Origin of the sequence: Streptomyces sp. NPDC001502 (genome assembly GCF_042894785.1) — a bacterium.
Classification (GTDB): domain Bacteria; phylum Actinomycetota; class Actinomycetes; order Streptomycetales; family Streptomycetaceae; genus Streptomyces; species Streptomyces kutzneri.
This window is the reverse complement of record NZ_JBIAVW010000001.1, coordinates 450,425-468,673: the sequence shown is the minus strand read 5'-3', so window position 1 is coordinate 468,673 and position 18,249 is coordinate 450,425. Positions and strand designations below refer to the sequence as shown.

Here is an 18,249-nt window from a genome sequence, read left to right as displayed (position 1 = left end):
GCGGACCCCCTAAGAAGCGGTCGCGACGGCCGCGGCCAGCTTGTCGAGGGCCTTCTCGGCGCCCTCGGGACCGGGGGTGTTCGCCGTCAGGAAGGCGAAGGCGAGGAGTCGGCCGGAGGAATCGACGACCGTCCCGGAGAGGGAGTTCACCCCGGACAGGGTGCCGGTCTTGGCGCGGAGCAGGCCTGCGGCCGGGGAGCTGCCGGAGTTGCGGGCCTTCAGGGTTCCGGTGAATCCGGCGACGGGCAGTCCGGTGAGGACCGGCCGCAGCTCGGGGCGCTGGGGGTCGGCTGCCTTGGTGAGGAGCCCGGTGAGCAGGCCCGCGCTGACCTTGTCGGCGCGGTTCAGTCCGCTGCCGTCGGCGAAGCGGGAGCCGGCGGTGTCGATGCCGAGGGCGGTGAGCCGGTCCGTGACGGCCTTCTCGGCGCCCTCGAAGCTCGCGAGACGGCCGGAGGCGAGGGCGGTCTGCCGGGCGAGGGCTTCGGCGATGTCGTTGTCGCTGTTGGTCAGCATCCGCTCGACGAGGCCGGCGACCGGGGTGGAGAGGGTGACGGCCAGCGGCTGGACGCCGGCGGCGGCCTTGGCCTTCGCGGGTTCGCCGGTGACCTTGATGCCGCGTTCGGCCAGCAGGGTGCGGAAGGCCCGGGCGGCGTCCTTGGAGGGGTCGTCGGACCGGTCCACGGGCCCGGAGGTGGAGTCGTCGGGGCGGCCCTCGTCGGCCGTCAGGGCGGTCACCGGAGCGATGTTGGGGTTGACGCCGATCGGGTGGCGGGCGGGGCCGGTGTAGAGGCTGTCGTCGTATCCCAGGGTCACGGTGTCGGTGCCGGCGGCCTTGAGGGCCTGTGCGGTGTCGGCGGCGAGGGCGACGAGGCTGCCGCCGGATCCGGCGGGGCTCTTCTTCTTGGCGGTGAGCGAGGGGTCGCCGCCGCCGGCCAGGACGATCTGTCCGGGGGAGTCGCCGGGCATGACGGTGGTCCTGATCCGGTGCTCGGGCCCGAGGGCGGCCAGCACGGCCGCGGCGGTGGCGATCTTGACGGTGGAGGCCGGGGTCATCGCGTCCCGCGCCCCGGACTCGTAGAGGACCTGCCCGGTGGCGGTGTCGACGACGGACGCGGTCCGCAGGCTGCCGAGCGCGGGATCGGCGAGCAGCGGCTTGAGCGCGGCGGCCAGGCCCCCGGCGGAGGCGGGCGCGGCGGGGGCGCTCTGTGCGCGCGGGGCGCCGGGGCCGATGGTGCCGAGCACCCCGGGGGCGCTGGGCGCGGCTTCGGGGAGGGCGTCGGAACGGGGCCCTCCACCGTGATCTGCGCCACCCGTACGGTCCCAGGAGGCGGCTGTGTCCCGCTCGGCCTTACGCTGGCCGGAGTCCCAAGGACCGGCCGCGGTCACCGCTGCCACCGACAGGGCGAGGCCGGCGACGGCCGACCCTGCGATGAGCTGCCAGGTCTTGACCAATGGCACCTCGGACCAGCCCCTTTCGCGATCACACATATGCGTGAGGGACACTTAACCACTGCGTCTTGCCGCGAGCATGGCACCCCACCCGGCAGGGCCGGGCCGGACGCGCACGCAGACGAATCGACGCAGTCCCGAAGCAATGCAGCTGATCATGGAGGAGCAGGACGTGGAGTTCGACGTCACCATCGAGATCCCCAAGGGTTCGCGGAACAAGTACGAGGTGGACCACGAGACCGGCCGGATCCGTCTGGACCGTCGCCTCTTCACCTCGACCAGCTACCCGGCCGACTACGGCTTCGTCGAGAACACCCTGGGCGAGGACGGCGACCCGCTGGACGCGCTGGTCATCCTTGACGAGCCGACCTTCCCGGGCTGCCTGATCAAGTGCCGCGCCATCGGCATGTTCCGCATGACGGACGAGGCGGGCGGCGACGACAAGCTGCTGTGCGTGCCGGCCTCCGACCCGCGTGTCGAGCACCTGCGCGACATCCACCACGTCTCCGAGTTCGACCGCCTGGAGATCCAGCACTTCTTCGAGGTCTACAAGGACCTGGAGCCGGGCAAGTCCGTCGAGGGCGCGAACTGGGTCGGCCGCACCGAGGCCGAGGCCGAGATCGAGGCCTCGTACAAGCGCCTGGAGGCGCAGGGCGGCCACCACTAGGCTCCGCCGGCCGGCCGGGTCGGGGGGGATATCCCCCGGGACCTGACTTCGACAGTGGGCGGCACCCCCTTGGCCGGGGTGCCGCCCACTGTCGTTCCCTGCCTGCGGAGCGTTCCCGGGCAGAGCCCCGGGGAACGGTGGAAGGGCGGGCCGGGGAGAGCCCCGCAGGGCATCGGGCACCCCGCTCCCGGCACGATCGGCACCCGCCGCCCTCCGTGGCTACGGAGGAAACGATTCCGCATACTGATACCCCGGGTGATCACGGACTGGAGGACGCGTGGCGGAGGCCGACGGGGCAGAGGACAGGAAGCCCCAGTCCGACGAGGCGCACAGCGCCTTCACGCCGCCGCCCGGCATGGAGCCGGGCGTTCCCGAGGAAGACCAGCCCACCTCGGAATTCGCCCGTCCGGCGGGCGCCGATCCGGTGGAGCCCGAGCCCGAGGGATCGGCCTTCGCCGCCCCGGCCACCTACCGGGCCGCGCAGTCCCCGCCCGCCTACACCCCCGGCCAGGGCTTCCCCGTCGCGCAGATGAAGGAATCGCCCTGGCAGGACCGCATGCGCACGATGCTGCGCATGCCGGTCGACGTGCGCCCCGTACCGGAGCTCGTGCAGCGCCACAGCGAGACCGGGCCCGCCGTGGGCCGCGTGCTCGACCTGACCCTGCGCATCGGCGAGCTGCTGCTCGCGGGCGGTGAGGGCGCCGAGGACGTGGAGGCCGCGATGTTCGCGGTGGCCCGCTCCTACGGGCTGGACCGCTGCGAGCCGACCGTCACCTTCACCATGCTGTCGATCACCCACCACCCCTCGCTGGTGGGCGACCCGGTCTCCGCCAGCCGGACCGTGCGCCGCCGCGGCACCGACTACAACCGGCTCGCGGCCGTGTTCCGGCTCGTGGACGACATCAGTGCCCACGAGATCGACGTGACGCTGGAGGAGGCCTACCGGCGCCTCGCCGAGATCCGCCGCAACCGGCACCCGTACCCCGGCTGGATGCTCACGGCCTCCGCCGGACTGCTCGCCGGGGCCGCCTCCACGCTCGTCGGCGGTGGCGTCCTCGTCTTCTTCGCCGCCGCGATCGGCGCGGTCCTCGGCGACCGCCTGGCCTGGCTGTGCGCCGGGCGCGGGCTGCCCGAGTTCTACCAGTTCGTGGTCGCCGCGATGCCGCCGGCCGCCATCGGGGTCGCGCTCAGCATGACGGGGATCGACGTCAAGGCCTCGGCCGTGATCACCGGTGGGCTGTTCGCGCTGCTGCCGGGACGGGCCGTGGTCGCGGCCGTGCAGGACGGCCTGACCGGCTACTACATCACCGCGTCGGCCCGGCTGCTGGAGGTCATGTACCTCTTCATCGGCATCATCATGGGCGTGCTGGTGGTGCTCTACGTGGGGCTGCAGTTCGACGCCTCGCCGCGGCCGGAGGAGGTCCTCCAGATCCAGCAGCGGCCGCTGATCCAGATCGCCGCCTCGATGGTGCTGGTGTTCACCTTCGCGATCCTGCTCCAGCAGGAGCGCTCCACCGTATGGATCGTGACGCTGAACGGCGCGGTCGCCTGGGTCACCTTCGGGGCCCTGCACTACGCGGGGGGCATCCCGCCCGTCCCGTCCACGGCCATCGCGGCCGGGCTCGTGGGCCTCTTCGGGCAGCTCTTCTCCCGCTACCGCTTCGCCTCCGCCCTGCCGTACGTGACGGCCGCCATCGGCCCGCTGCTGCCCGGCTCGGCGGTGTACTACGGGCTGCTGCTGATCGCCGAGAACCGGCTGAACGAGGGCCTGGGATCGCTGGTGAACGCCGCGGCCATCGCGCTGGCCATCGCGATCGGGGTCAACCTCGGGTCGGAGGCCTCGCGGCTGTTCATGCGCATCCCGGGGGCCACGAGCGCCGCCAAGCGCCGCGCGGCGAAGCGGACCCGCGGCTTCTGAGCGCCGGGGCCGCCGGGACCGCCGGGACCGCCGGGACCGCCGGGACCGCCGGGACCGCCGGGACCGCCGGAGTTCCGTACGCCCCGGCACGCGGCCTCGTACGGCACACGTACGCCCCGGGGCCTCTCGCGGGCCTCCGGGGCGGTACGGGCGTGTACGGGGTGCTGCGGGCGGGCCTCAGCGCTTGGCGTGGCGGCCGCGCGCGCCCGGGGCCTGCGGGGCGGAGCCGTCGGCCACGGCCTCGGCCGCCTCGGCGCCGGCGTTCGCCTTGCTCTCCTTGCGGGCCTTCAGCACCTCGAAGACCACCGGGATGACCGAGATCAGGACGATGCCCACCAGGATCGGCTCGACGTTCGTCTTGATGAACTCGATCTGCCCGAGCCAGTAGCCGGCGATCGTGACGCCCGCACCCCAGCCGATGCCGCCGATGACGTTGTAGGTCAGGAAGGTGCGGTACTTCATCGTGCCGGCGCCCGCGACCATCGGGGCGAAGGTGCGGATGATCGGCACGAAGCGGGCGAGCACGATGGCCTTGGGGCCGTGCTTGTCCATGAACTCGTGCGCCTTGTCCAGGTTCTCCCGCTTGAAGAGCTTGGACTTCGGCCGGTTGAAGAGCTTCGGCCCGAAGAACTTGCCGATCATGTAGCCGACCTGGTCACCGATGATCGCGGCGGCCACGATCAGGGTGCAGACCAGCCACAGCGGCTGCTTGATGTACTGCCCGTCCGCGACCAGCAGGCCCGCCGTGAACAGCAGGGAGTCGCCCGGGAGAAACGCGAAGAGTCCCGACTCGGCGAAGACGATGACCAGGATGCCGATCAGACCGAAGTGCGAGATCAGATAGTCCGGGGACAGCCACTCAGGGCCGAGCGCAAGCGTATACACGGGTTCCGGGCTCTCCTGGATCAGGGGTGGTGCTGCGGGACGGGCGGTTTTCAATTATCAACGCACACGACCCCCACCCGGTTCCAGGCCCGGGAGGGGGTCGCTTGCGTGACATTCCGCTTACACCTTGCGCACGCCGTTCGCGAGGATCGCGTCCCTCAGGTGCTCGGCGAGACCCGGCTTCATCGCGTCGTAGAACGCCGTGAACCGCTCGTCCGCCACGTACATCTCACCGAGGCAGGCGTGCATCTCGTACGAGCAGTCGTAGAACCACTTGTGGATGTGCAGGCGGTGTTCCTCGGCCAGGTCCATCGCGCGCCCGCCGTCGGCGGGCTCGCCCGCCTCCATGGCCGCCACGTACCGGCGGCCCCAGTCGGCGGACTCGTCCTGGATCCGCTGCCAGTCGTCCTTGGTGTACGAGGCCGCCCGGCGCTGCGACTCGGTGTACGCCTCGGTGTCGCCCCAGCGCTCCTCGGCCTCCTGCTCATACTGCTCGGGGTCCTTGTCCCCGAAGACCTCGAACTTCTCCTCGGGCGTGAGGTTGATGCCCATCTTCTTCGCCTCCATGGCGTGCTCAACGGCCTTGGCCATCTGCTGGAGCCGGGCGATCCGGTCGGTCAGCAGGGCATGCTGCCGGCGCAGATGCTCCTGAGGATCCGATTCCGGGTCGTCCAGCAGGACCGCGACCTCGTCGAGGGGGAAGCCGAGCTCCCGGTAGAACAGGATCCGCTGCAGCCGGTCCAGGTCGGCGTCGTCGTACCGCCGGTGTCCCGCGTGGCTGCGGCCGCTCGGGGAGAGCAGGCCGATCTCGTCGTAGTGGTGCAGGGTGCGCACCGTGACTCCGGCGAAACCGGCGACCTGGCCCACGGAGTGGCCCATCGCTTCCCTCCTCAGGTTGGGTACGCCCTTCACTGTGGTCCCTCACGCGGCGTGAGGTGCAAGCCCGCTACGGGAGCTACTTGCTCAGACCCCGGAAGCGGGCCACCGCCAGCGGGAAGAAGACCGCCAGCAGCAGGACCGGCCAGCCGACGGCGAGCAGCGCCGCGTGGTCACCGGCCCACGACTGCCCGGCCGCGGCCGGGTTGCCGAACAGGTCGCGGACCGCGGTCGCCGTCGCCGACATCGGGTTCCATTCGACCACCGTCCCCAGCCATCCCGGCATCGCCTCCGGTGTCGCGAAGGCGTTGGAGAGGAAGCCCACCGGCCACACCAGGATCTGCACCGCCTGCACCAGCTCCGGACGGCCCGCGACCATGCCCAGGAAGATGCCGATCCACAGCATCGCGAAGCGCAGCAGCAGGAGCAGCGCGAAGGCGAGCAGGGCGGCCGCCGGGGAGCCGTGCCAGCGCCAGCCCAGCAGCAGACCGACGCCCGCGAGGACGGCCAGGCCCACCGCCGACTGGAGCATGTCCGCCGCGCTGCGGCCGACCAGCACCGCCGCGGAGGACATGGGCATGGCGCGGAACCGGTCGATCACCCCCTTGCCCAGGTCCTGGGTGACGGCGGTCATGGTCGCCTCCAGCCCGAAGGCCATGGTCAGCGCGAGCATCCCGGGCACCAGGAACTCCACGTAATCGCCGTCGATCCCGCGCCCGCCGCCGATCAGGAAGCCGAACATCAGCAGCAGCATCACGGGGAAGACCAGTCCGACGACCATCTGGACGGGCCGGCGCCCCCAGTGCGCGAGCTCGCGCCGGGTCATCGTCCAGGAGTCCGCGACCACCCAGGGCGTGCTCATGCGGCCACCTCCGTGGCGTCCGTGCGGTCGGTCAGGTGCAGGAAGACCTCGTCGAGCGTGGGGCGGCGGACCGCGAGGTCCCGTGCCTCGATGTCCGCCCCCTCCAGCGCGCGCAGGGTCAGGGCCAGGCCCGCCATCCGGTCCTCCACCGGAAAGCTCAGGGTCAGGGAGTCCGGGTCCACGGCCGGGTCCGGCAGCAGCCGCGCCGCCTGCGCGAGCCGCGCCGCGTCCCGCAGGACGACGACGATCCGGTCCGGCCCGACCAGGGACTTCAGCTCGTCGGCCGTGCCCTCGGCCGCCACCCGCCCCGCGTCGATCAGCGTGATGCGGTCGGCCAGCTGATCGGCCTCCTCCAGGTACTGCGTGGTCAGCAGGACGGTGGTGCCGCCGCCCACCAGGGAGCGGACCGCGCTCCACACCTCGGTGCGGCCGCGCGGGTCGAGCCCGGTGGTCGGCTCGTCGAGGAAGAGCACCTCCGGCTCGGTGATCAGGGATGCCGCGAGGTCGAGCCGGCGCCGCATGCCGCCGCTGTACTGCTTCACCGGCTTGCGGCCGGTGTCCGCGAGGCCGAAGCGCTCCAGCAGTTCGCCGGCCCGCAGCCCGGCCCGCCGTGCGCCGAGGTGGTGGAGGCGGCCGAACATCTCCAGGTTCTGCCGCCCGGCCAGTTCCTCGTCGAGCGCCGCGTGCTGGCCGAGCAGCCCGATCCGGGCGCGGACGGCCGGCGCCTGGGTGCGTACGTCGTGGCCGGCGACCCGGACCACGCCTTCGTCGTGCCGCAGCAGGGTGCTCATGACGCGCACCGCCGTGGTCTTTCCGGCTCCGTTGGGGCCGAGGACGGCGTGCACCGTCCCGGGCTTCACCTCCAGGTCGAGGCCCGCCAGCGCGGGCTTGCCGCCGTACCGCTTGTGGACACCTTCGACGAAGATCGCCAAAACCGCTCCTCCGGTAATCAAATTTGAGTAGCTGGGCGCGCCCAAGGTAATGCCCGCCTCTCGGCTAGTCAAACTTGATTACGCATCCTGGTGCGTGGCGTACGGATTCTCCTGGCCGTCCGCGAGGACCCCCACGAACGGATCGCCGCCCTCGCCGGCGAAGGAGTACGCGCCCCCCTCGATCCGGGCGACGAGCCCCCGCGTCCACTCCGCCTCGGCATCCGCGGAGTGGACCCACCTGTGCATGATCTCGCCGATGTGGCCCAGCGCCTCCGGGCCGCCCTCCGGCGTGTAGTAGTCCGTCACCGACGACCGCCAGAGCGCCAGCTTCGCCATCCGCTCCCGGAGCAGCGCGAGCACCTCGGCCCGCGGCAGATCGACCATGAAGCCGATCGCCGCCGACAGCACGTCCGTCTTCTGGTCGTACGCCGCGAGGGCCTCGCGCAGCAGCCGGAAGTACTCCTCGCGGCCGGCGTCCGTCACCTCGTACTCGGTGCGCGGCGGCCCGCCCGCCGCGCTCGGTGCCACCTCGTGCGCGTGCAGGACGCCCTGCTTCGCCATCTGCTTGAGCGCGTGGTAGATCGATCCGGGCTTGGTGTTCGACCACTCGTGGGCGCCCCAGTACTCCAGGTCGTTGCGCACCTGGTACCCGTGGGCCCGCCCGTGCTGGCGGACCGCACCGAGGACAAGAAGCCGGATCGCTGACATGGGGCCAGGCTAAGCCCCCGCCGTCTAGCCCATCGCCTTGGTGCCGTCGAGGGATTCGCGGACGATGTCCGCGTGGCCCGCGTGCCGGGCGAACTCCTCCACCAGGTGCAGGAGCATCCAGCGCATCGAGACCTTGGCGTCCTTGGGGAACCAGGGGGCCGGCGGGAGCGGGAAGGTGTCGTCCAGGCTCGGGACGGCGGCGACGAAGGCCGCCGTCTGCTCCGCGACCTCGTCCCAGAAGGCGAGGACCGACGGGACGGACTCGCCGTCGACCAGGCGGAAGGCCTCGCCCCAGGTCTCCTGGGTGCGCGCCCTCTCGTTCGGCGCCTGCTGGGCGAGGCGCAGCCAGTTCAGCTCCACCTCGGCCACGTGCTTCAGCAGCCCGGACAGCGTGAGCTCGCTTGCGCTGTGGCGGCCGGCGGCCTGCTCCTCGCTGAGCCCGAGGAGCGATTCGCGGATCGCCGTGCGCTGGGCGCCGACGAAGGCGAGGAGGGTGCCGCGCTCGTCGCCGAGGACCTCGGTGGAAATCTGAGCCATGTCCGACCGCCTTATGCGTGAGGTGTGTCCTGCCGGGGGCTTCTCCCCCCGACAGGACACACGCTACGGAGCATTGCGGTCAGATCCTGTCCTCATTGGCCGTTCAGTTGCCTTCGATCTCCCCGTCGGGGCGGATCGCGGGCAGCGCGGTGACGGGCTGCGGGAGCAGGGCCTTGGAGAGGTCCTGCTTGCCCGTCGGGTCGAGCCCGTACATCGCCTCGTAGATGTTGCGGACCGCGGGTCCCGAGGCACCCGAGCCGGTGCCGCCCTGGGAGATCGTCATGACGATCGCGTAGTCCTCGGTGTACGAGGCGAACCACGAGGTCGTCTGCTTGCCCTGGACCTCGGCCGTACCCGTCTTGGCGTGCATCGGGATCTGCTTCTGCGGCCAGCCGCCGAAGCGCCAGGCCGCGCTGCCGTTGGTGGCGACGCCCGCGAGGGCCTCGTCGATGTTGTCGCGGGTCTTCGCGTCCATCGGCAGCCTGCCCGCCTCCTTCGGCGCGATCTCCTGGACCGACTTCCCGTCGGCGCTGACGATCGCCTTGCCGATGCTGGGCTGGTGGAGCGTGCCGCCGTTGGCGATGGCCGAGTAGACGGAGGCCATCTGGATCGGGGTGACGAGCGTGTCGCCCTGCCCGATCGAGTAGTTGATGGCGTCACCCTCGCGCATCTGGTTGCCCTGACGGCAGTTCTCGTAGGCGATCTTCTCGGCGAAGGAGCCGTTCTTCTTGCCGTCGCGGCACCAGGCGTCCTTGTTCGCGTCGAAGAAGTCCTGCTTCCACTTCCGGTCGGGGACCCGGCCGGGGACCTCGTTCGGCAGGTCGATGCCGGTGCGCTTGCCCAGCCCGAACTCGTGGGCGGTCTTCAGGAACCAGTCCTTCGGGTCCTTCTTCGGCTTGATGCCGCCGTCCTTCTTCCACTCCTGGTCCGCGAGGGCGTAGTACACGGTGTCGCAGGAGACCTCCAGCGCCCGGCCGATGGTGATGTCACCGTGGCCCTGCGACTCGAAGTTCGTGAAGGTCTGGCTGCCGACCGAGTACGAGCTGGGGCAGGGGTAGCGGTTGTTGAAGGGGTACCCGGCGTTGACCGCGGCCGTCGAGGTGACCACCTTGAAGATGGAGCCCGGCGCCGCCTGCCCCTGGATCGCCCGGTTCAGCAGCGGGTAGTTGGAGCCCTTGTCGGTGAGCGAGGCGTAGTCCTTGGCGGAGATGCCGCCCACCCAGGCGTTGGGGTCGTAGGTCGGGTTCGAGGCCATCGCCACGACCCGGCCCGTCTTGGTCTCCATCACCACGACCGCGCCCGAGTCGGCCTCGTAGTTGCGGCCGGTGTTCTTGTCCCGGACCTTGCGGGCTTCGATCATCGCGTTGTTCAGCTCGCGCTCGGCGACCGCCTGCACCCGGGAGTCGATCGAGGTCACGATGTTCGAGCCGGGCCTCGCCGGGTCGGTCTCGCCCTGGCCGATGACCCGGCCGAGGTTGTCCACCTCGTAGCGGGTGATGCCCGCCTTGCCGCGCAGCTCCTTGTCGTACGTGCGCTCCAGGCCGGAGCGGCCGACCTGGTCGGAACGCAGGTACGGCGAGTCCGACTTCTTCGCCTTGGCGATCTCCTCGTCGGTGACCGGGGAGAGGTAGCCCAGCACCTGGGAGGTGTTGGCCTCGTCCGGGGCCGCGTAACGGCGCAGGGCGGTCGCCTCGGCCGTGATGCCCGGGAAGTCCTCGGGGTGCTCGCGGATCTGCAGGGCCTGCTCGGTGGTGGCCTCGTCGCTGACCGGGATCGGCTGGTAGGGGGAGCCGTTCCAGCAGGGCTGCTTGGTCTTGGCGTCGCAGAGCCGGACCTTGTCGATGACCTCCTGGGCGTCCACGCCCAGCACCCCGGCGAGCCGGGTCAGCACGGACTTGCCCTTGTCCTTCATGGTCAGCAGCTCGGTGCGGCTGGCGGAGACCACGAGGTGGGTGGCGTTGTCGGCGAGCGGGATCCCGCGCGAGTCCAGGATCGAGCCGCGCACGGCGGGCTGGACCACCTGCTGGACGTGGTTGTTCTTCGCCTCGTCCGTGTACTCCGAGCCGTTGCGGATCTGGAGGTACCAGAGGCGTCCGCCCAGCGTGAGCAACAGCGAGAAGACCACGATCTGGATGACGACGAGCCGGTTCTGGACCCGAGGGGTCCGGCCGGTCTCCGGTATGTTGCTCAACTCGTTCTCCCCCGGGCGGCTGCCTACGCCCGGCCGAGTCTAGGGGGATGGCGGGGGTGACCTAGAACGGGAAGGTCGTCCGGCCGTGCTGTACGGAGATCCACTTCTGGGTGGTGAAGGCCTCGATCGTGGCCTCGCCGTTCAGCCGGCCCAGACCCGAGGCCTTCTCGCCGCCGAAGGCGGCCAGCGGCTCGTCCCCGATCGTGGAGTCGTTGACGTGGATCATGCCCGTCTCGATCCGCTGGGCGAAGCGGACGCCCCGCTCCACGTCCCGGGTGTGCACGGCGCCGCTGAGCCCGTAGGGGGTCGCGTTGGTCAGCCGTACGGCCTCGTCCTCGCCGTCGAAGACCACCAGCAGGGCCACCGGGCCGAAGATCTCCTGGCTCAGCAGCGGGGAGTCCTCGGGGATCCCGGCGAGCACCGTGGGTTCGACCAGGTTGCCGCGCGTAGACCCGCGTACGAGCGCCTGCGCGCCCGATTCCACGGCCTGGTCCACGAGCGCGGTCAGGGCGTCGGCCTGGAAGGAGTTGATCAGGGGGCCGATGTGGGTGTCGGCCTCGTGCGGGTCGCCCGTCTTGAGGCCGCGCACGCGTGCGGTGAACTTCTCGGTGAACTCCTCGGCGACGGAGGCGTCGACGAGGATCCGGTTGGCGGCCATGCAGACCTGGCCCTGGTAGACGAAGCGGCTGAAGACGGCCGCGTCCACCGCGTAGTCGAGGTCGGCGTCGTCGAGGACGACGAGGGCGCTGTTGCCGCTCAGCTCCAGGACCGTGCGCTTGAAGTGGCGGGCGGCGACCGCCCCGACGTGCCGGCCCACCCGGTCCGATCCCGCGAACGAGATGACCTTGGGCACGGGGTGGGTCAGGAGCGCGTCGCCTATCTCGGCGATGTCGGTGACCAGGACGTTCAGCAGGCCGGCCGGCAGCCCGGCGTCCTCGAAGATCTTGGCGATCACGCCGCCGCCGACGACCGGCGCGTTCTGGTTGGGCTTGATGACGACCGCGTTGCCCAGCGCCAGGGCCGGGGCGACCGACTTCAGGGTCACCAGGAAGGGGAAGTTGAAGGGGCTGATCACCGTGACGACGCCCACGGGGAGCCGCTGGACCCGGTTCTCCTTGCCCTCGACCGGCGAGGGCAGGATCCGCCCCTCGGGCCGGACGGCGAGCTGGAGGGACTCGCGGATGAACTCCATCGCGAGGTGGACCTCGTACTCGGCCTTGGGACGCGTCCCGCCGAGCTCGTCGATCATCGCCTCGACGATCTCCTTCTCGCGCTCCTCGGTGATCCGCAGGGCGCGCTCCAGGACGGCGCGTCTGATGTAGGGGCTGGTGGCGGCCCACTCGCGCTGGGCGCGTTCGGCGCCACGGTAGGCCTGGTCCACCTGCTCGACGGTGGCCACGGTGATGGCCGCGAGCTTCTCCCCGTTGAAGGGGTTGACGTCGATGATGTCCCACGAACCGGTACCGGCCAGCCATTCGCCGTCGATGTACTGGTGAGCCAGGTCGCTGAATATGGACATGCCATCCCTTACTGCGAGCGCGCACCCGTGCGCTGCACCGGAGACCGATCGGTCATCATGCACTGATCAGACGTCATACTACGTGCGAATCAAGACAGTTGGAGCAGGCCGCGGAGAAGATCCCGGGTCCGTTCGACATCGGGGCAGTCCGCCTGGAGCCGTTCCATCGCCCGCTCGTACTGCCCCACTTCCTCGCCCTTGTCCAGGTAGAGGGCACTGGTGAGCTGTTCCAGATAGACGATGTCCTGGAGGTCGGACTCGGGGAAGCGCAGCAGGGTGAAGGCTCCGCTCTCGCCCGCGTGGCCGCCGAAGGAGAAGGGCATCACCTGGAGCTGCACGTTGGGCCGCTGGGAGACCTCGATGAGGTGCTCCAGCTGACCGCGCATGACCTCGCGGTCGCCGTACGGGCGGCGCAGCGCGGCCTCGTCGAGGACGGCGTGGAAGATGGGGGCGTTCTCCGAGACGAGGACCTTCTGGCGCTCCAGGCGCAGGGCGACGCGGCGGTCGATCTCGGCGGCGGTGGCGCCGGGCATGCCGCGGCTGACGACGGCGTGCGCGTACGCCTCGGTCTGCAACAGTCCGTGGACGAACTGGACTTCGTAGATCCGGATGAGCGAGGCGGCGCCCTCCAGGCCGATGTACGTCTGGAACCACCCGGGCAGCACGTCGCCGTAACTGTGCCACCAGCCGGTCGCGTTGGCCTCGCGGACCAGTCCGAGCAGCGACTCGCGCTCCGTGCTGTCCGTGACTCCGTAGAGCGTGAGGAGATCCTCTACGTCTCTGGCCTTGAAGCTCACCCTTCCCAACTCCAAGCGGCTGATCTTCGATTCGGATGCGCGGATCGAGTAGCCGGCCGCCTCACGGGTGATGCCGCGGGATTCTCGGAGTCGCCTGAGCTGGGAGCCCAGGAGGATGCGGCGCACCACAGAACCGCTTGCTTCTGCGGTCACTAGTACTGCCCTCCCCATCGCATTGGCGTGCGCGTGGTGTGCGCGAGCGTCTAAGGGCCCCCGTACCCCAGGGGCCGCAGTCTGCCACCAAAACGCATCGGCCCGTACTCGTTCTGTAACGGAATCCCGTCTCCGGGAAAAGAAGTCCGTAAGTATGCGTAGGAAGAAATGAGTCAGAACCGTCACGGGAGTGGACAGGTCCGGCGCGTGCACGTGCATCTGCCCTTGCATCCGGCTCCGGCATTCGGAACGATGGTCCCCGCGCACCTGCGTGCTGTTCGCGCCGGCGCCGGACCCACCCCGCAGTTCTTTCTGGACGGAGATGACCGCTCCGCCCGCGAATCCCGGGAGTGCCTCGCATGGGGACGAATGGATCGACCATGCTCGAGCCGTTACGGCAGGGGCTGCCCCCGGTCGACCCCACGGCTGTCTCCGGGTCCGCCTCCTGCGCTCTGCCCGCCCGTTACGAGGCGGTGCGCGGAGCCCGCTCCTTCTGTCGTTCGACCCTGTCCCAGTGGGGCCTCGACGACCGCTTCGACGATGTGGCCCTGGTGGTCTCCGAGCTCGTCACCAACGCGCTGCGCCATGCTCTGCCCGAGGACGCGCGCGGAGCGGACGCCGAGCCGGAGCCGCCGGTACGGCTGCACCTGATGCGGTGGAGCACGCGGCTGGTGTGCGCGGTGCGGGACCCCAGCGAGGACCGGCCCGGCGGGGCGTTCTCGCCGGAGCGCACCGAGGAGAACTTCGACCTGGAGTCCGGGCGCGGGCTGTTCCTGGTGGACTCGTACAGCGACAGCTGGGGCTGGCACCCGCTCGCGGGCCGGCTGACCGGCAAGGTGGTCTGGGCGCTCTTCCTGCTCCAGGACTGAACCGCCGGCGGTCGCCGATCAAGGGCGAACACAGGACAACTGGCCGGGATTGATCATTGCGATCAGTCCCGGCCAGTGCACGTGCATGGCGTGATGCGTGCGCTGTTCCGTCAGTTGATCAGGTGATCGAACTCGCCGTCCTTGACGCCCAGAAGCAGAGCCTCGATCTCGGCCGGCGTGTAGACGAGCGCCGGTCCGTCGGGAAAGCGCGAATTGCGCATGGCGACATCGCCTCCCGGCAGCCGTGCGAACTCCACGCAGGAACCCTGCGAGTTGCTGTGTCTGCTCTTCTGCCACGTCAGCTCAAACAAGGTAGCGAGTTCTGCAGCTGCCATCCCGTTGTACGCGTGGTCCACAGGAAGCCCCCGATAGTGCAGATGTCAACTCCTCCGGATCATAGCTGTGTTCATGAGCTGCTGCATGGGCAGATGCACGTGCACGCGGGGTGGTCCGTTGATCACAGACAGGTCCTACTCGGGGGTAGGGACAGCTAGCGGGGCAGCGGCCGCTGCCTGCCGCCCATGTGGGCGCGGTCGGCGGCGGCCGTGCCGTCCTCCCAGCCCGCGTGGTCGGTGGCGCCGCGCAGCCGCGTCGTGGTGGTCCGGGGGAACATCTCCTCCGCCCGCGAGGTGACCGCCACGTCGCGGGCCACCAGGGCCGGCAGGTTGTCGGGGGCCTCCGTCGCCGTGTGCTCGGCGGTCTCGGCGAGCCGGTGGCCGAGCCGGCTGGCGTAGGCGAGCAGGAAGGACTGCCTGAAGGTCTTCGTCCGCTTGCGCCCGCCCGAGCGCTGCGCGGCCTCCGCGCGGGTCATCGCCGCCGTGCCCTGCACGAGCAGCGAGGTGTAGAGCAGCTCCACCGCCTCCAGGTCGCTCTCGAAGCCGACCACCGTGGAGAACTCGAAGCCGCTGTTCCACACCGCCCGGCAGCGGTTGGCGCCGGCCACCGCGTCGAGCAGGACCGCCTTCGCCTCCTCGTACGGCGGCTCGACACCGATCCGGCAGGCGCCGGGCACCCGGGCCGGGCCCTTGCCGCTCGCCGCCAGCAGCGCCTCGTCCACGGTGTGCCGGGCCATCAGCTCCTGGGCCTTGGCGCTGAGCGCCTCCGCCTCCTCCGGGAAGGTCGTCGCCTCGGCCTTGGCGAGCAGGGCCCGGATCCGGCCCAGCATGCGCGGCTCGATGTGGGCGTGCTCGGCGAGCGCGTCGGCCGGGTCGCCGGGCAGCGGACCCACCGGTTCGATCGAGGGCAGCCGGATCAGCAGCCGCAGCACCTCCAGGAAGGCGGTGGCCAGCGTGAACCGGTCCGCCCGTTCCCGCTGCGCGAGCCGGTCGGCGTACTCCTCGTCGCCCGTCCACCACACCTCGGCGGCACCCCAGCGCGCCGGGAGCCGGGCGTAGCGGCGCGCCTCGGCGGCGATCAGGTCCCCGGTGATCCGCAGGTGCCGCTCGTCGAGGTCCCGGCGGACCAGCCGCAGCACGTCGGCCGGCTGCCAGCCCCGCTCCCAGCCCTGGCGTACGTACGCCTCCCCGCGCGCCAGCAGCTCACGCCCGACCGCGGGCCAGCGCCCCTGGTCCGCGACGAGCAGCGAGGCGCCGGTGTCCAGTCCGGCGTCGTCCTGGGCGTAGAGGGCGGCGGCGAAGGCTCGGTCGACGGTCTCGGCAAGGTCTCTCACACCTCTCAGCTTGGCATGTCCGCCTTCGCGTCCCGTTCCCGGCGGGCGGCCTCGATCTGCGGGCGGTGCGCCGACGACCAGTCCGCGAGGCCCTTGACCGGACGGGTCAGGCTGCGGCCGAGGTCGTCAGCTCGTACTCGGCCTGGGGCGGCACGGTGGCTGGCACGGTCCGGGCGACCAGGCCGTCGCGCTCCAGGCGGCCCGAACGCCGCCTGCGCGGCTGCGCGCCCGCCTGCTCGGCCCGCCCCGCCTCCTCGGCCGCCCGCCGCGCCCGGCCCTGGAGGTGTACGCGGGCACCGCCGCTCCTTCCGGCCCCGCCGATCCCAGCCCTGCAAGGGGTTACCTCCCCGCGGTAGCCGCGGGAGTTTGAGTCGCGGGGGTCCGGGGGCAGGGCCCCCGCAACGGCGCCGCACCCGCACGGCCCGCCGCACGGCCGCTGTCAGACCCCGGTGGGACACTCGCACCCATGAGCGACCGCACTCCCCGGTGGGCCCTCGCCGAGGACGGCGACGGGTGGTGGCACGCCGCGCCCGTACCCCCCTCCGACGGAGTGCGGATGCGCGTGCGCGACCCGGCCGACGCGGTGCGCGCCGCCCCGCCCGGCACGCGCTGGGTCTGGCGGTCCACCGCGGCCGTGTACCCCCGGCTGCTCGCCGCGGGCGTGCGCGTCGAGCGGTGCCACGACATCGAGGACGCCGAGCTGCTGCTCCTCGGCCACGAGGGCCGCTTCGGCGAGCCCCGCTCGGCGGCCGCCGCCTGGGCCCGGCTCACCGGCGCCCCCGTACCGCCCGATCCGCGCCCGCGCGCCGCCGAACCCCGCGCCCAGGATTCCCTCTTCGACCCGCAGCCCACCCCGGTCCCCCTGGACGCCCTGCTCGCCGTCCACGCCGACCAGGCGAAGCGGCTCGACGCCACCGCCCACCCCGACCGGATGCGGCTGCTCACCGCCGCCGAGTCGGCGGCCTTCCTCGTCGCCGCCGAGATGAACCGCGTGGGCCTGCCCTGGCGGGCCGACGTGCACCGCGCCCTGCTGACCGAGCTGCTCGGCGAGCGGTACGCGGGCGGCGGGGAGCCCCGGCGCCTCGCCGAGCTGGCCGACCGCGTGTCCGACGCCTTCGGCCGACGCGTACGCCCCGATCTGCCCGCCGACGTCGTCAAGGCCTTCGCCGGGGCCGGGATCAAGCTCAAGTCCACCCGCCGCTGGGAGATCCAGGAGCTGGACCATCCCGCCGTCGAGCCGTTGATCGAGTACAAGAAGCTGTACCGGATCTACACCGCCCACGGCTGGGCCTGGCTCGCGGACTGGGTCCGCGACGGCCGCTTCCGCCCGGAGTTCATCCCCGGCGGCACCCTCACCGGCCGCTGGGTCACCAACGGCGGCGGGGCCCTGCAGATCCCCAAGGTGATCCGCCGGGCCGTGGTCGCCGACCCCGGCTGGCGGCTCGTCGTCGCCGACGCCGACCAGATGGAGCCGCGCGTCCTCGCCGCGATCTCCCGCGACCCCGCCTTCATGGAGGTCGCCGGGGAGGCCTCGGACCTCTACACCGCCGTCTCCCGCCAGGGCTTCTCGGGCGACCGGGACAAGGCCAAGATCGCCGTGCTCGGCGCCGTCTACGGCCAGACCTCCGGGGACGGCCTGAAGAACCTGGCCGCGCTCCGCCGCCGCTTCCCCCGGGCCGTCGCGTACGTGGACGACGCGGCGAAGGCCGGGGAGGAGGGCCGGCTCGTACGGACCTGGCTGGGCCGCACCTGCCCGCCGCCCGCCGGCTCCGGCGAGGGGGACGAGGCCGGTGACGGCGGCGTCGACCCCGGCGAGGGGTACGGGGAGGGCGCAGCCGGGACCCCGCAGGACCGGGACGACGGCTGGACCCCGAGCTACGCCTCCACCAACACCCGGGCCCGCGGCCGGTTCACCCGTAACTTCGTCGTCCAGGGCAGCGCGGCCGACTGGGCCCTGCTGCTGCTCGCGGCCCTGCGGCAGGCGACCGCCGGCATGCGGGCCGAGCTGGTGTTCTTCCAGCACGACGAGGTGATCGTGCACTGCCCGGCCGAGGAGGCCGAGGCCGTCGTGGAGGCGATCCGGGCCGCCGGCGAACGGGCCGGCCGGATCGCCTTCGGCGACACCCCGGTCCGGTTCCCGTTCACGACGGCGGTCGTGGAGTGCTACGCCGACGCCAAGTGAGCGGGATCGGCGGGCGGGTCGGCGGGCGGGCCGGT

Annotated in this window: 15 protein-coding genes and 1 pseudogene; 4 read left to right on the top strand and 12 right to left on the bottom strand. The window is 71.5% G+C overall.

Annotation, left to right across the window (positions count from 1 at the left end):
* Nucleotides 1–9: 9 nt before the first annotated feature.
* Nucleotides 10–1,488: a D-alanyl-D-alanine carboxypeptidase/D-alanyl-D-alanine-endopeptidase gene (gene dacB / locus ACFY0D_RS02190; protein ID WP_390796514.1), complete on the bottom strand. Its 1,479-nt coding sequence runs from the start codon at nucleotides 1,486–1,488 to the stop codon at nucleotides 10–12.
* A 133-nt stretch (nucleotides 1,489–1,621) separates the two neighbouring features.
* Here dacB and ACFY0D_RS02185 point away from each other — a divergent pair, with 133 nt between their 5' ends.
* Both ACFY0D_RS02185 and ACFY0D_RS02180 read left to right on the top strand, forming a co-directional pair.
* On the top strand, nucleotides 1,622–2,116 hold the full coding sequence (locus ACFY0D_RS02185; protein ID WP_008742522.1) for an inorganic diphosphatase: 495 nt from the start codon (nucleotides 1,622–1,624) through the stop codon (nucleotides 2,114–2,116).
* Between the two features lie 277 nt (nucleotides 2,117–2,393).
* A complete protein-coding gene (locus ACFY0D_RS02180) occupies nucleotides 2,394–4,034 on the top strand; it encodes a threonine/serine exporter ThrE family protein (RefSeq protein WP_390796513.1) in 1,641 nt (546 codons plus the stop codon).
* A 177-nt stretch (nucleotides 4,035–4,211) separates the two neighbouring features.
* On the opposite strand, the gene ACFY0D_RS02175 is transcribed toward ACFY0D_RS02180, so the two are convergent.
* The 9 genes and pseudogenes from ACFY0D_RS02175 to ACFY0D_RS02135 all read right to left on the bottom strand — a co-directional run bounded on the left by ACFY0D_RS02175 (nucleotide 4,212) and on the right by ACFY0D_RS02135 (nucleotide 13,512).
* Entirely contained in the window at nucleotides 4,212–4,919 is a 708-nt protein-coding gene (locus ACFY0D_RS02175; RefSeq protein ID WP_390796512.1) for a DedA family protein, read from the bottom strand.
* A 120-nt stretch (nucleotides 4,920–5,039) separates the two neighbouring features.
* Nucleotides 5,040–5,798, bottom strand: a complete 759-nt coding sequence (locus ACFY0D_RS02170; protein ID WP_390796511.1) for a MerR family transcriptional regulator — start codon at nucleotides 5,796–5,798, stop codon at nucleotides 5,040–5,042.
* A gap of 76 nt (nucleotides 5,799–5,874) precedes the next feature.
* On the bottom strand, nucleotides 5,875–6,657 hold the full coding sequence (locus ACFY0D_RS02165; protein WP_390796510.1) for an ABC transporter permease: 783 nt from the start codon (nucleotides 6,655–6,657) through the stop codon (nucleotides 5,875–5,877).
* A complete protein-coding gene (locus tag ACFY0D_RS02160; protein WP_390796509.1) occupies nucleotides 6,654–7,589 on the bottom strand; it encodes an ATP-binding cassette domain-containing protein in 936 nt (311 codons plus the stop codon). The genes ACFY0D_RS02165 and ACFY0D_RS02160 overlap by 4 nt, the downstream gene beginning before the upstream one ends.
* A 78-nt stretch (nucleotides 7,590–7,667) precedes the next feature.
* On the bottom strand, nucleotides 7,668–8,297 hold the full coding sequence (locus ACFY0D_RS02155; RefSeq protein WP_314242544.1) for a PadR family transcriptional regulator: 630 nt from the start codon (nucleotides 8,295–8,297) through the stop codon (nucleotides 7,668–7,670).
* A gap of 24 nt (nucleotides 8,298–8,321) precedes the next feature.
* The gene (locus ACFY0D_RS02150) at nucleotides 8,322–8,834 is read right to left on the bottom strand and encodes a DinB family protein (RefSeq protein WP_390796508.1); all 513 of its coding nucleotides are present in this window, start codon (nucleotides 8,832–8,834) and stop codon (nucleotides 8,322–8,324) included.
* A gap of 112 nt (nucleotides 8,835–8,946) precedes the next feature.
* Nucleotides 8,947–11,025, bottom strand: a pseudogene (gene mrdA, locus ACFY0D_RS02145) (penicillin-binding protein 2); the annotation flags it as partial.
* Nucleotides 11,026–11,086: 61 nt separating this feature from the next.
* Nucleotides 11,087–12,544, bottom strand: coding sequence for an aldehyde dehydrogenase family protein (locus tag ACFY0D_RS02140; RefSeq protein ID WP_390796507.1), 1,458 nt, complete (start codon nucleotides 12,542–12,544; stop codon nucleotides 11,087–11,089).
* Between the two features lie 89 nt (nucleotides 12,545–12,633).
* Complete coding sequence (locus tag ACFY0D_RS02135; protein WP_382545002.1) at nucleotides 12,634–13,512, bottom strand: helix-turn-helix domain-containing protein; 879 nt, start codon at nucleotides 13,510–13,512, stop codon at nucleotides 12,634–12,636.
* Nucleotides 13,513–13,853: 341 nt separating this feature from the next.
* Between ACFY0D_RS02135 and ACFY0D_RS02130 the strand changes: the two genes are divergently transcribed.
* Nucleotides 13,854–14,363, top strand: a complete 510-nt coding sequence (locus ACFY0D_RS02130; RefSeq protein WP_094744647.1) for an ATP-binding protein — start codon at nucleotides 13,854–13,856, stop codon at nucleotides 14,361–14,363.
* A gap of 110 nt (nucleotides 14,364–14,473) precedes the next feature.
* On the opposite strand, the gene ACFY0D_RS02125 is transcribed toward ACFY0D_RS02130, so the two are convergent.
* Together ACFY0D_RS02125 and ACFY0D_RS02120 are read right to left on the bottom strand one after the other, a co-directional pair.
* Nucleotides 14,474–14,719, bottom strand: a complete 246-nt coding sequence (locus ACFY0D_RS02125) for a DUF397 domain-containing protein (RefSeq protein WP_030009198.1) — start codon at nucleotides 14,717–14,719, stop codon at nucleotides 14,474–14,476.
* A 134-nt stretch (nucleotides 14,720–14,853) separates the two neighbouring features.
* Nucleotides 14,854–16,032, bottom strand: coding sequence for a DUF2786 domain-containing protein (locus ACFY0D_RS02120; RefSeq protein ID WP_390796506.1), 1,179 nt, complete (start codon nucleotides 16,030–16,032; stop codon nucleotides 14,854–14,856).
* Between the two features lie 466 nt (nucleotides 16,033–16,498).
* On the opposite strand from ACFY0D_RS02120, the gene ACFY0D_RS02115 reads away from it, so the two are divergent.
* The gene (locus ACFY0D_RS02115; protein WP_390796505.1) at nucleotides 16,499–18,214 is read left to right on the top strand and encodes a bifunctional 3'-5' exonuclease/DNA polymerase; all 1,716 of its coding nucleotides are present in this window, start codon (nucleotides 16,499–16,501) and stop codon (nucleotides 18,212–18,214) included.
* Nucleotides 18,215–18,249: the final 35 nt, after the last annotated feature.

Excerpts from the sequence above, each read along its gene's own strand:
- ACFY0D_RS02155 (WP_314242544.1), bottom strand. The coding sequence starts at position 8,297 with ATGTCAGCGATCCGGCTTCTTGTCCTCGGTGCGGTCCGCCAGCACGGG.
- ACFY0D_RS02115 (WP_390796505.1), top strand. The coding sequence starts at position 16,499 with ATGAGCGACCGCACTCCCCGGTGGGCCCTCGCCGAGGACGGCGACGGG.
- ACFY0D_RS02130 (WP_094744647.1), top strand. The coding sequence starts at position 13,854 with ATGGGGACGAATGGATCGACCATGCTCGAGCCGTTACGGCAGGGGCTG.
- ACFY0D_RS02165 (WP_390796510.1), bottom strand. The coding sequence starts at position 6,657 with ATGAGCACGCCCTGGGTGGTCGCGGACTCCTGGACGATGACCCGGCGC.
- ACFY0D_RS02170 (WP_390796511.1), bottom strand. The coding sequence starts at position 5,798 with ATGGGCCACTCCGTGGGCCAGGTCGCCGGTTTCGCCGGAGTCACGGTG.
- dacB (WP_390796514.1), bottom strand. The coding sequence starts at position 1,488 with ATGTGTGATCGCGAAAGGGGCTGGTCCGAGGTGCCATTGGTCAAGACC.
- ACFY0D_RS02140 (WP_390796507.1), bottom strand. The coding sequence starts at position 12,544 with ATGTCCATATTCAGCGACCTGGCTCACCAGTACATCGACGGCGAATGG.
- ACFY0D_RS02135 (WP_382545002.1), bottom strand. The coding sequence starts at position 13,512 with ATGGGGAGGGCAGTACTAGTGACCGCAGAAGCAAGCGGTTCTGTGGTG.
- ACFY0D_RS02150 (WP_390796508.1), bottom strand. The coding sequence starts at position 8,834 with ATGGCTCAGATTTCCACCGAGGTCCTCGGCGACGAGCGCGGCACCCTC.